Here is a 13,136-nt window from a genome sequence, read left to right on the forward strand (position 1 = left end):
TGTCTTATTTTATAATGAGGAAAATTGTTACCTTTGTATATATCTTATATTTACAATTAAGATTAAACCTAATTTTTCGCTTATGAAAATAGTTAAGGCTACCTACATCGTTATATTATTCATTACCGGACTATTAGCCGGAGTGTTCTTCTCATCCTCTGTTTCCGCCCAAGAAATTTCGGGAACCTGGCACGGAAAACTTTCCCTTCCCACCGGTTCATTGACTATTGTATTCCACATCAGTCAAACGGAACAAGGCGCTTATGTGACCACACTGGACAGTCCCGACCAAGGAGCCAACGGTATCAAGACACAGACCACTTCTTTCAATGATTCTACTTTAATTATCCAGATACCTGTGATTCATGCTTCGTACAAAGGAAAGCTGAACAGTGATAACACAATCAACGGAACATTTACACAAGGAATGCCCCTTCCGTTGAATCTGGTAAAGGGAGAAGCCAGCCGTCCCAAGCGTCCGCAGGAGCCTCAACCGCCTTTCCCTTACAGAAGTGAAGAAGTCACCGTGAGGAATGAACGCGATGGAATTAACCTTGCCGGAACATTGACTCTTCCCGAAAAAGGAACTAAGTTTCCGGCAGTGGTAATGGTGACGGGAAGCGGTGCGCAGAACCGGGATGAAGAAATCATGGGACACAAACCTTTCTTTGTCATCGCCGATTATCTGACCCGAAACGGAATTGCTGTACTTAGATGTGATGACAGGGGTACTGCCGCTTCACAAGGTACTCACGCAACAGCTACCAATGAGGATTTTGCCACAGATACGGAAGCAATGGTGAATTATCTGCGCAGCAGAAAAGAAATAAATGCAAAGAAAATCGGAATTATCGGACATAGCGCAGGCGGAATCATTGCATTCATCGTTGCTAAAAAGGACCTATCCATTGCATTTGTCGTTTCATTGGCAGGAGCCGGTGTAAGAGGCGACAGTCTGATGCTGAAGCAGGTAGAGCTAATCTCTAAATCCCAGGGAATGCCGGATGCCGTCTGGCAAGGGATGAAGCCTTCAATACGGAACAGATATGCCATACTGCAACAAACAGACAAAACTCCCGAAGAGTTGCAGAAAGAACTGTATGCAGACGTCACAAAAACAATGTCTCCCGAACAATTGAAAGACCTAAATACCATCCAGCAGATATCTGCACAAATCAGTTCGATGACTTCTCCATGGTATCTTCATTTTATGAGATATGACCCAGGCCAGGATTTGAAGAAACTAAAATGTCCGGTTCTGGCTCTGAACGGAGAAAAGGATATTCAAGTGGATGCCGCCATGAATCTTGCTGCCATTCAGGAAAGAATCACCGGAAATGGAAACAAAAATGTAACAGTCAAAGCCTATCCGAACTTAAATCATCTGTTTCAGACTTGCGAAAAAGGAACATTGGCCGAATACGGGCAGTTGGAAGAAACAATCAATCCGGAAGTCTTGAAAGATATCATTGAATGGATAAGGAAACAATAAGTCTATTAATGATATTACTTAGCAAGTACACATTTCTCAATATCACATTCTTTTCTTGCTAATTCTTGCAAATTCTTCAAATATTTGCAAGAATTGGAAAGAAAGTAAATGGCTACAATTTACATATACTACATAAATCTCCCGTCATCAGCTTACACCAACATTGTCTAATTTGATTTAAATCAAAATCCATCTCATCGAACTCACCCTGAAAGATTTTGTTTTACCTTTGCAGCCAAAACAAATAAGCGGCAAATAATAGTAAGGTAAAAAGGTAACAGGTATTAAGGTAAAGTTTTGTATGAAGAAGAGTCTTATTGCATTGGCGTTCGGCACACTGGGATTAGGTATTGCCGAATTTGTAATGATGGGAATTTTGCCCGATGTGGCAAAAGATTTAGGTATTAGTATTCCTACCGCAGGGCATTTCATTTCTGCTTATGCATTAGGCGTCTGTGTCGGTGCACCTGTATTGACACTGGCTCGCAAATATCCGCTAAAACATATTCTGTTAGTATTAGTTACCTTAATTATGATAGGTAATATCTGTGCGGCTATGGCTCCCAATTACTGGGTGTTGCTCGCTGCCCGTTTTATCTCCGGCTTGCCTCATGGTGCATACTTCGGAGTAGGCTCTATTGTTGCAGAGAAACTAGCCGACAAGGGTAAAGGTTCGGAAGCCGTCTCCATCATGATTGCAGGAATGACCATTGCCAACCTGTTTGGTGTACCTTTGGGCACTTCCCTAAGTACCATGCTTTCCTGGCGTGCCACTTTCCTGCTGGTCGGTATCTGGGGAATTGTTATCCTATATTACATCTGGCGATGGGTTCCGCATGTAGAAGGCTTAAAAGATACCGGCTTTAAAGGACAATTCCGCTTTCTTAGAACTCCGGCTCCGTGGCTGATTCTCGGTGCTACGGCACTAGGTAATGGCGGTGTATTCTGCTGGTATAGCTACATCAATCCGATGCTTACCAATGTGTCCGGCTTCTCCGCAGAAAGCATTACGCCTTTAATGATCCTTGCCGGCTTCGGTATGGTAGTGGGAAACCTGATTAGCGGACGTCTCTCCGACCGCTACACCCCCGGAAAAATAGGGACTGCCGCTCAAGCACTTATCTGTATTATGTTATTGCTCATTTTCTTCCTTTCTCCCTATAAATGGGCAGCAGCCCTGTTGATGTGCCTTTGTACGGCAGGACTGTTCGCTGTATCCAGTCCGGAGCAGATATTAATTATCCGCGTATCAAAAGGAGGAGAAATGCTGGGAGCAGCCTGCGTGCAGGTTGCATTCAATCTCGGAAATGCCATCGGTGCTTATGCAGGCGGACTGGCTGTTAGTGGTGGATACCGTTATCCGTCCCTGGCGGGTGTACCATTCGCCCTAATTGGATTTACTTTATTCCTGATTTTCTATAAGAAATATCAGGCAAAATATTAAAACTCTGCCAAAATGCCTATCTTTGCAGTCAGATTATCGATAACTAAATAAAAACGAAATAGATAAATGGCATTGCAATGTGGTATTGTAGGACTACCGAACGTGGGTAAGTCGACACTTTTCAACTGTTTGTCGAATGCGAAAGCACAGGCGGCAAATTTCCCTTTTTGTACAATTGAACCCAATGTAGGTGTAATCACTGTTCCTGACGAACGTCTGAACGCACTCGCTGAATTGGTGCACCCCCAACGAATTGTTCCTACAACTGTAGAAATCGTAGATATCGCCGGACTGGTGAAAGGCGCAAGCAAAGGTGAAGGACTAGGAAACAAGTTCCTTGCCAATATCCGTGAGACAGACGCAATTATCCACGTACTCCGTTGCTTCGATGACGACAATGTGACACACGTAGACGGAAGCGTAAATCCTGTCCGCGACAAAGAAATCATTGACTACGAACTTCAATTGAAAGACCTGGAAACCATCGAAAGCCGTATCCAGAAAGTACAGAAACAAGCACAGACGGGCGGAGACAAAGCTGCAAAGTTAGCTTACGATGTACTCGTTCAATATAAAGACGCACTGGAACAGGGAAAATCTGCACGTACAGTGACTTTTGAAACAAAAGACGAACAAAAGATAGCTCACGAACTGTTCTTATTGACCAGCAAACCGGTAATGTATGTTTGCAATGTTGATGAAGCAAGCGCAGTAAACGGAAATAAATACGTAGATATGGTACGCGAAGCCGTAAAAGACGAGAATGCTCAAATCCTGATTGTCGCAGCCAAAACAGAAGCGGACATCGCTGAACTGGAAACGTACGAAGACCGTCAGATGTTCCTTGCCGAAGTAGGCTTGGAAGAGTCGGGCGTAGCACGTCTTATCAAATCTGCTTACAAACTCCTGAATCTTGAAACATATTTCACTGCGGGTGTACAAGAAGTACGTGCCTGGACATACGAAAAAGGATGGAAAGCTCCTCAATGTGCCGGAGTGATCCACACCGATTTTGAAAAAGGCTTTATCCGTGCCGAAGTTATCAAATACGATGATTATATCAAATACGGCTCGGAAGCAGCTGTGAAAGAAGCCGGAAAACTGGGTGTGGAAGGAAAAGAATATGTGGTGCAGGATGGCGACATCATGCATTTCCGTTTCAACGTGTGATTATCGGTTACCACCGACGACTTATTAATTACTAATTCGCTAACAATATGAAATATCTCATTGCAGGAACGGGAGGTGTAGGCGGCAGTATCGCAGGATTCTTGTCGCTGGCAGGCAAAGATGTAACTTGTATTGCCCGTGGAGCTCACTTGCAGTCGATTCAAACGAACGGTTTGAAACTGAAATCGGATTTGAAGGGCGAACATACGCTCCGGATTCCGGCTACTACCGCTGAAGAATTCAATGGAAAAGCAGATGTGATATTTGTATGCGTAAAAGGTTATTCGGTCGATTCTATCGTAGAACTGATAAAAAGAGCAGCACACAAAGACACGGTTGTCATCCCTATTCTGAATGTATATGGCACAGGGCCGCGCATACAGAAGCTAGTTCCGGAAGTCACCGTTCTCGACGGCTGCATCTATATCGTAGGCTTCGTATCCGGCACCGGAGAAATCACCCAAATGGGAAAGATATTCCGGTTGGTATACGGCGCTCATCGCGGCACAGTTGTAAAACCCGGATTACTGGAAGCTATCCAACAAGACTTGCAGGAAGCAGGCATAAAGGTAGACCTCTCACCGGACATCAACCGGGATACGTTTATCAAATGGTCGTTTATCTCCGCAATGGCTGTGACGGGTGCTTACTACGACGTTCCGATGGGAGAAGTGCAGAAACCGGGAAAGATACGGGATACATTTATCGGACTTTCTACGGAAAGCGCTGCCTTAGGAAAGAAACTGGGCGTCGAATTTCCCGAAGACCCAGTCAGCTACAACCTAAAAGTGATTGACAAGCTCGACCCCGAAAGTACCGCTTCTATGCAAAAAGACCTGGCACGCGGACACGACTCGGAAATACAAGGATTGCTCTTCGACATGATTGCAGCAGCCGAAGAACAGGGAATAGATATACCGACCTACCGGATGGTTGCGGAGAAATTCAAAGAATCTAATCATTAACATTAATCCAATATAGAATGAATACCATGCTATTATCCATCAACTGGAACCCGAATCCCGAACTATTCAACCTGTTCGGCATTTCTATCCGTTATTACGGATTACTGTGGGCAGTAGGAATATTCTTTGCTTATGTGGTTGTTCACTACCAGTACCGGGATAAAAAGATAGAGGAAAAGAAGTTTGACCCTCTTTTCTTTTACTGTTTCTTTGGTATTCTAATCGGTGCCCGCCTAGGACACTGCCTGTTCTATGACCCGGGATACTACCTGTCTCATTTTTGGGAAATGATTCTTCCTATCAAGTTCATGCCGGACGGAAACTGGAAATTTACCGGATATGAAGGACTTGCCAGCCACGGCGGTACATTAGGACTGATAATCGCCCTTTGGCTGTATTGCCGCAAGACGAAGCTCCATTATATGGACGTGCTGGATATGATTGCCGTAGCTACTCCAATCACCGCCTGCTTCATCCGCCTTGCCAACCTGATGAACTCCGAAATCATCGGCAAACCGTCTGATGTGCCCTGGGCATTCGTTTTCGAACGTGTAGATATGCTCCCCCGTCATCCGGGACAGCTCTACGAAGCCATTGCTTATCTTATCCTGTTCTTCATCATGATTTACCTGTATAAGAATTACAGCAAGAAACTGCACCGTGGCTTCTTCTTCGGGCTCTGCCTGACTTACATCTTCACCTTCCGCTTTTTCATCGAATTCCTAAAAGAAAATCAGGAAGATTTTGAAAACAGCATGATGTTCAATATGGGACAATGGTTAAGCGTTCCGTTTATCATAATAGGCGTCTATTTCATGTTCTTCTATGACAAGAAGAAAAATAAAATAGCCTAAATCAAAAAAAGAGGGATTAGCGGTTCAAACATCACTAATCCCTCTTTTTTATCAATAAAACAAATGCCATTTCCCTAATGTCAGGACAACAATCGAAAACATATCCTAAGACATTATATACATTTTCAGCTTATTTCCCCCTGACTATCTTCTTTATATCATTCAGTTTATTCAGCGCTTCAATAGGAGTAAGATTATTCACATCAAGATTCAATATCTCATCGCGAATCTGACAGAGAATCGGATCGTCCAACTGGAAGAAGCTTAACTGCATACCTCCACGATTCTCGCTCACTTCTGCCAACGGTTTACCTGCTATGCCCTGTTGGCGATTATCAGATTCAAGCTGTTTCAATATCTCATTTGCACGTTTCACAATGCTTTTCGGCATACCGGCCATCTTTGCCACATGAATACCGAAAGAGTGTTCACTACCGCCACGTTCCAGTTTACGAAGGAAGATTACTTTATTATCAACTTCTTTCACCGATACATTATAATTCTTGATGCGCTTGAAAGATTTCTCCATCTCATTCAATTCATGATAATGCGTAGCAAATAATGTACGTGCTTTTGCTTTCGGATGTTCATGGATATACTCTACAATTGCCCAGGCAATGGAAATACCATCATAAGTAGAAGTACCACGACCCAATTCGTCAAATAATACCAGACTCCGGGAAGAAACATTATTCAGGATATCAGCCGCTTCATTCATCTCTACCATAAATGTAGATTCGCCGACTGATATATTATCGCTCGCTCCTACACGGGTAAATATCTTATCAACTAAACCGATATGCGCACTTTCCGCAGGAACAAACGAGCCGATTTGAGCCAATAGCGTAATCAACGCCGTCTGACGCAAGAGTGCCGACTTACCGGCCATGTTCGGACCTGTAATAATAATAATCTGCTGTGTATCGCTGTCCAGCATTACATCATTGGCAATATACTTCTCACCTATCGGAAGTTGTTTTTCTATTACCGGGTGACGTCCCTGACGAATATCCAATACGTCATTATCCTCAATAATCGGACGGATATAACGATTCTCACGAGCCACATTGGCAAATGACAACAGACAGTCCAGACGTGCAATCTGATTCGCATTAATCTGTATCTGTGGAATAAACTCCATCAATGCCTGTACTAAGTCCGTATATAGCTGCGTTTCCAGAATCAGAATCTTATCTTCCGCTCCCAAAATCTTTTCTTCATATTCCTTTAGTTCCTGCGTGATATAACGTTCCGCATTAACCAGCGTCTGTTTACGAATCCACTCTTTAGGAACTTTATCTTTATGGACATTACGGACTTCGATATAATAACCGAATACGTTATTATAAGCCACTTTCAAACTCGGAATACCCGTCTCCTCGCTCTCCCGCTGCTGTATCTTTAGCAGATAATCTTTTCCTGAATAGGAGATTTGCCGCAATTCATCCAAGTCTGCGTTCACACCATCTTGAATCACTCCACCTTTATTTATCAGTAAAGGAGGATCATTTTTAATCTCTTTGGCAATCCGGTCACGAATAGAAATACAAAGATTCAGCTGTTCGCCAATACGATTCAAACTCGCATTATCAGCTTCCATACATGCCTGTTTTATCGGCTCAATAGCTTGTAAAGCTACCTTCAACTGAACGACTTCACGGGGCGACACACGTCCTACAGCCACTTTGGAAATAATACGTTCCAAATCTCCTATTAAATGCAACTGTTCTTCAATCAGTTCCTTAAAATCAGGTTGGCGGAAGAAATATTCCACTACATTCAAGCGTTCATTGATCGGTTTCTCATCCTTTAAGGGAAAAACCATCCAGCGTTTCAACAGACGAGCTCCCATTGGGCTGATCGTTCTGTCGATCACATTGAGCAGGCTACTTCCGCCATCATTCATATTACCAATCAACTCAAGGCTACGCACCGTAAACTTATCCAGACGGACGTATTTATCTTCTTCAATACGCGCCAATGAAGTGATGTGACCAATTTGCGTATGCTGCGTCATTGTCAAATACTGCAAAATAGCACCGGAAGCAATGATGCCATTCTTCAAATGCTCCACTCCGAAACCTTTCAGATTCTTCGTTTCAAAGTGTTTCAGCAGTTTCTCACGGGCAGTCGTTTCTGTAAATACCCAGTCGTCCAGCTCGAACGTGAAGAACTTATTACCGAAATTACCTTCAAACATCAGGCGTTTGCCACGTTCAAAAAGAATCTCTTTAGGGGCAAAGTTATTCAACAACTTGTCTATATAATCAAAAGGTCCTTCTGCAGTAAGGAATTCACCGGTAGAAATATCGAGAAAGGCAACTCCACAGGAAGCTTTTCCGAAATGAACGGCAGCCAGAAAGTTATTCTCTTTATAGTTCAGTACATTATCATTGATAGAAACACCGGGAGTAACCAATTCGGTAATGCCACGCTTCACCAACTTCTTCGTCATTTTCGGGTCTTCCAGCTGGTCACAGATAGCGACACGTTTTCCGGCGCGAACCAGTTTCGGAAGATATGTATCAAGGGCATGATGAGGAAAACCTGCCATCTCGATAGTTTTTCCTTTCCCATTGGCACGTTTTGTCAGTGTGATTCCTAAAATTTCGGCTGCAACGATGGCATCCGTAGAATATGTTTCATAAAAGTCACCGCAACGAAACAGCATCACTGCATCCGGATGTTTTGCCTTCAAATCCAGAAACTGTTTCATCATCGGGGTGAGGACGATTTCTTCTTCGTTCACGGTTCTCTCCTTTTCTTTTTTGTTGAGTATATAATGAATTATCCTTGCAAAGATAGCGGTTTTTCGGCAGAGAATCAACGGTATGCTCCGATTCAATTTTCAAAATTAATGTTACATACCTTGAAAAAAGGAGAGTTTATTTCTTAATAAGTAGGAGAAAACTATTAAAACATGTTATAAAACATGCTATTTTTCTTGGATAATTTGCTATTTTCCCAAGAGTCCGTATCTTTGCAACGTGTTTTTCATAGTATTAGATTTAAGGTTAACAAAGGTTGGAGCAAGGCGTTGCTCCTTTTTTTATGCCTATACGCTTCGTTCCTATTTGATATAAACCAGCAGAACTCTCTCTTTTCAATCATCAGATTATTTTGGCGCAATCTGAAATCCTAGAGATTCGGTTCAGAGCAGCCCCACCTTTAAAAATAGATTCATTCCTGTTTCAGAAAGGAATGAAACAAATTCTTTTATAAATGCCATATTTTAGTTTTAATGTAAATATTATTACAGTAATAGATGCAATAGAAACAAATGGTGTTACCAAAAAAATGTCAATAAAACTCCTATGTATTTCTTATAGATAACACTGTTTTGTAAAACACTGTTATCCAGTCGGTTACTATTCGGGGGTTTCCTTTAAAACCAACGACCCGTTTCTCACCGAGAAACAACCTGTTCGACACCGAGAAACGAATTAACTGATAAAGTCCTAAACTTATAATTAAGGAAATTGTTAGTCTCTTTTATTTTTGACACTTCTATCGTAGGAATGCATATGTTGAAATATATTTCAATGATAATCTTATCATGTCCAAAATATAATGATATGGAATAAATTTATAACCATACATGAAACGAACCGTTTTGGGTATAGCAATTATGCCCCAAAATTGTCAAATTAAGCCACTTCTTTTTTGCCTTCTACAACATATCAAACTCCCCAATATGCAGTATAATGCAAAAAGCCAGTCGTAACATACCATGAACCAATTTTCTATACTTTTATAAAAATATAATAAACATCGAATGATATTCACTCAAACAAAAGCACACATTTTAAATACAAATATTATCATTTTTCTTGTTTATATCAGCTAATAATAATACATTTGCATATATTCAAACCAATATAATACAATTATGAATAAAATTACCATTTTTTCATTAACATTACTTTTCGCTCTAATTTTACCTTTATTTGCAAATGCACAGGTAACAGTGAAAGGTATTGTAACTGACGAAAGTGGGGTACCATTAGTAGGCGTATCCGTCCGCTATAAGGAGCTCCCCCAAGTCGGTGTTACCACAGATATTGATGGTAAGTTTTCCATCAAAGAGATGAAAGAAGGCAAGACACTTGTTTTTTCTTACATTGGCATGAAAAATGTAGAGCACTTATTGAAAGGAGCAACACCTTTTATCAAAATTAAAATGGAATCTGCAACAAGTGAACTGGATCAAGTTGTCGTTACAGGTTATACCCAAACTACTTTTAAGAAAATGACTGGTTCTGTCGGAATTATCTCGGCCGACCAGTTAAAAGACCAAGCCCAACCAACGGTAGACGCCCTCATGCAAGGTAAAATAGCAGGAGTGGCCGTATCAGCCATATCCGGACAACCTGGTAGTACACAAAAAATACGAATCAGAGGTACCAATACAATCACCGGAGATGGTGAGCCACTATGGGTTATCGACGGAGTTCCCATGCAAAGTGGAAGTACCGATATGCCTACCAGTGCTGAAATAAAATCCGGTCAATTTGACGACTTGTTCATGAATGGTGTCGCTGGCATCAATCCCAGCGACATAGAAAGTATTACTATTTTGAAAGATGCTTCAGCCGCTGCTATTTATGGTTCGCGAGCAGCCGGTGGAGTAATTGTTGTCACCACCAAAAAAGGCAAATCAGGAAAAGCCCAAATAAACTATTCAGGCAATGTATCAGTCACTTTACCACCCCAACGGAACTACTCTTTGATGAATTCACAAGAGAAGCTTGCCTATGAACAGGGATTATGGGATGAATTCTCTGCTCCGGGATTTGAAGCCGGGACAAATGACTATCCGGTGGTAGGAGTAGTAGGCATCATTCGTGCTGGTAGGGGAAAGTTTGCCGGATGGAGCAAAGAACAACAAGATACGTATATCGAAGAATTAGGTAAAACGAATACCGATTGGTACGATGAACTGTTTCGCAACAGTGTTTCTACCACCCACAACTTGTCCATTAATGGTGGTGGAGACAAATACACCTATTATACTTCACTAGCATATACCCGCAACGCCGGTTTATTGAAAAATAATGATTACGACCGTTATAACCTGACAGCTAATCTATCAATGCACCCCAGCCAGAAAGTCAAGATTGACTTTGGGGCATCCATGTCTTATCAATATTCAAAGTCCCCGGCACTGAATAGTCTCGATCCTTTCCAATATGCTTATTTTGCCAATCCATACGAAAGTCCGTATAACGAAGACGGCAGTTACCGGGCAGATGAAACATATTATGCACTAGGAGAATATAACAATAAAAAGACTAGTTCCAAGATTATACCTGATTGTGGATTTAATGTACTTCGCGAAATGGACGAAACTTCTTCACGCACTAAGAATATAAAAACAATGGTTCGTGCAGGAATTGATTACAGCATTATCAACCATTTGCGCTTTGTGGGCCTGGCTTCATATACTTATTCCACCAACCGTCTAAAGGAAATATATGGTAAAAACACAAAAGCAGCTTTAGACAACCGTCTCTCTATCGATAACAATACTAATAAGGAATATGCTTCTATCTTGCAACGCAATGTAGATAATGAGAGCTATATGGTCCGCGGGCATTTTGCTTATGATGATTCTTTTGGAGACCACTCTGTCTCCCTTATAGCCGGTGCCGAATTCCGCGGAAGTAAATCAGACGGTTTGTACAGCAAACGATACGGTTACGACGAAATCACCGGAAATGCCATAACCCCACTTCCTGATGACCCGACAGGAGTAGGCTACGAGAAGCTGAAAGCCTATCTCGCTGCTATTGATGGCTCGAACGGAGAAACATGGAGCGAACAACGCTTTGTCTCTTTCTATGCATCTGCCGACTATTACTACAAAAACAAATATGTACTGAATGTCTCTTTCCGTACTGACGGTAGTTCTAATTTTGGTAGTGACAAACAATTTAATCCTAACTGGGCAGCCGGCGCAGCGTGGAATGTTAGTGAAGAAGATTTCATGGCTTCGCTGAAACCCGTACTGAACAGATTAACACTCCGTATAGCAACCGGATTTACTGGTAACATCAACCGTAGTGTCAGCCCACAAATGATTATCAGTTACTACGATGACTACCGGAATATTTCCAACAATATTTATCATATAGGAAAAGTAGTTAGTCCACCGAATCCCAATCTACGTTGGGAAAAGACGCAAGACGTGAAAGTGGCTCTTGATTTCGGAATGTTTAACGACCGCTTGACAGGTATAGTGGAAGGATACTACCGGAAAAGTAAAGACATTGTAACAGGTGTGCAAGTACTAAGCAGCACAGGATTCACCCAACAGAAATACAATACTGCCAATATTGACAACAAAGGTATCGAAGCTACCCTGAATGGAACTCCTGTTAAAACAAAAGATTTCAGTCTGTCTCTTTCTGCCAACATAGCTTACAACAAGAATAAAGTGACCAAATATAAAGCTTCCTATAGCAGCATGGGATATAATAACTTATGGGAGGGCTATCCTGTAGACGCCATCTATAGTGGGAGATACACAGGTATTGACCCCGAAACAGGATTATATACATACCAGTTGCGTCCCGATGCTGAAATACACACAGCTACCGACTTGAATAAGCCCGATAATTACCGGTATTATCTAGGCACGAGTGAAGCTCCCGTAACCGGAGGATTTAATGTAACCGCCGAATATAAAGGTATTCGCCTTAGCGTAAACGGAACTTTTGCCACAGGAGCCAAAAATTTTGAATTCATCAAGTCGCCAACTTCAGCTAGCACCGTAAGCGGTAATGGGGTATTTAATTACACAGAACGCGAACAAGTCTTCCAAAATGATTTGTTCGCACACCATCTGAATGTTCCGAAAGCAGCAGCCGACCGTTGGACGCCCAATAATACAAATGGCACTTATCCGCGCGTATGGAATCCGTTCGGTGAGGTTTACGGATTTGGCTATTATAACCCTATGCACAAAGAAATCACGCATGGAGCTTTCCTTACCAACTTATCTTATGCCAGAATTAAGAGCATCATTTTAGGATATACGCTACCTAAGAAGTTAATAAGTAATTCGGCTCTCTCCAATGTAGATTTCTCTTTGTCACTGAACAACTTCTTCACATTCACCAGCTATTCAGGCATGGATCCTGAAACCCCCGGTGCTACTTATCCGATAAGCCGTTCTGTGATGTTTAGCGTAAATGTTGGATTTTAAATAA

Annotated in this window: 7 protein-coding genes; 6 read left to right on the forward strand and 1 reads right to left on the reverse strand. The window is 41.9% G+C overall.

Annotated elements, in window-relative coordinates; translation table 11 throughout:
- Window positions 1–82 precede the first annotated feature (82 nt).
- The 5 genes from HMPREF9010_RS21510 (at window position 83) to lgt (ending at window position 5,925) form a co-directional block, all read left to right on the forward strand.
- Window positions 83–1,492, forward strand: a complete 1,410-nt coding sequence (locus HMPREF9010_RS21510; protein ID WP_022199497.1) for an alpha/beta hydrolase family protein — start codon at window positions 83–85, stop codon at window positions 1,490–1,492.
- A 301-nt stretch (window positions 1,493–1,793) separates the two neighbouring features.
- On the forward strand, window positions 1,794–2,936 hold the full coding sequence (araJ, locus tag HMPREF9010_RS21505; protein WP_008646862.1) for an MFS transporter AraJ: 1,143 nt from the start codon (window positions 1,794–1,796) through the stop codon (window positions 2,934–2,936).
- Window positions 2,937–3,002: 66 nt separating this feature from the next.
- Window positions 3,003–4,106 (forward strand): redox-regulated ATPase YchF, encoded by a 1,104-nt coding sequence (ychF, locus tag HMPREF9010_RS21500; RefSeq protein WP_004298673.1) that lies wholly within the window; start codon window positions 3,003–3,005, stop codon window positions 4,104–4,106.
- A gap of 47 nt (window positions 4,107–4,153) precedes the next feature.
- The gene (locus tag HMPREF9010_RS21495) at window positions 4,154–5,071 is read left to right on the forward strand and encodes a ketopantoate reductase family protein (protein WP_004317339.1); all 918 of its coding nucleotides are present in this window, start codon (window positions 4,154–4,156) and stop codon (window positions 5,069–5,071) included.
- A 17-nt stretch (window positions 5,072–5,088) separates the two neighbouring features.
- A complete protein-coding gene (gene lgt, locus HMPREF9010_RS21490; RefSeq protein ID WP_004317337.1) occupies window positions 5,089–5,925 on the forward strand; it encodes a prolipoprotein diacylglyceryl transferase in 837 nt (278 codons plus the stop codon).
- Window positions 5,926–6,055: 130 nt separating this feature from the next.
- Here lgt and mutS read toward each other — a convergent pair whose 3' ends face one another.
- On the reverse strand, window positions 6,056–8,644 hold the full coding sequence (gene mutS, locus HMPREF9010_RS21485; RefSeq protein WP_032846723.1) for a DNA mismatch repair protein MutS: 2,589 nt from the start codon (window positions 8,642–8,644) through the stop codon (window positions 6,056–6,058).
- 1,170 nt (window positions 8,645–9,814) lie between these two features.
- Here mutS and HMPREF9010_RS21480 point away from each other — a divergent pair.
- Window positions 9,815–13,132, forward strand: a complete 3,318-nt coding sequence (locus HMPREF9010_RS21480; protein WP_008646866.1) for a SusC/RagA family TonB-linked outer membrane protein — start codon at window positions 9,815–9,817, stop codon at window positions 13,130–13,132.
- The last annotated feature ends 4 nt before the right edge of the window (window positions 13,133–13,136 follow it).

It is taken from the genome of Bacteroides sp. 3_1_23 (genome assembly GCF_000162555.1).
In the GTDB taxonomy this organism is placed as follows: domain Bacteria; phylum Bacteroidota; class Bacteroidia; order Bacteroidales; family Bacteroidaceae; genus Bacteroides; species Bacteroides ovatus.

What these genes read in the sequence shown, in the direction of transcription:
- lgt (WP_004317337.1), top strand. Translation starts at nt 5,089, where the DNA reads ATGAATACCATGCTATTATCCATCAACTGGAACCCGAATCCCGAACTA.
- HMPREF9010_RS21510 (WP_022199497.1), top strand. Translation starts at nt 83, where the DNA reads ATGAAAATAGTTAAGGCTACCTACATCGTTATATTATTCATTACCGGA.
- araJ (WP_008646862.1), top strand. Translation starts at nt 1,794, where the DNA reads ATGAAGAAGAGTCTTATTGCATTGGCGTTCGGCACACTGGGATTAGGT.
- mutS (WP_032846723.1), bottom strand. Translation starts at nt 8,644, where the DNA reads ATGATGAAACAGTTTCTGGATTTGAAGGCAAAACATCCGGATGCAGTG.
- HMPREF9010_RS21480 (WP_008646866.1), top strand. Translation starts at nt 9,815, where the DNA reads ATGAATAAAATTACCATTTTTTCATTAACATTACTTTTCGCTCTAATT.
- ychF (WP_004298673.1), top strand. Translation starts at nt 3,003, where the DNA reads ATGGCATTGCAATGTGGTATTGTAGGACTACCGAACGTGGGTAAGTCG.
- HMPREF9010_RS21495 (WP_004317339.1), top strand. Translation starts at nt 4,154, where the DNA reads ATGAAATATCTCATTGCAGGAACGGGAGGTGTAGGCGGCAGTATCGCA.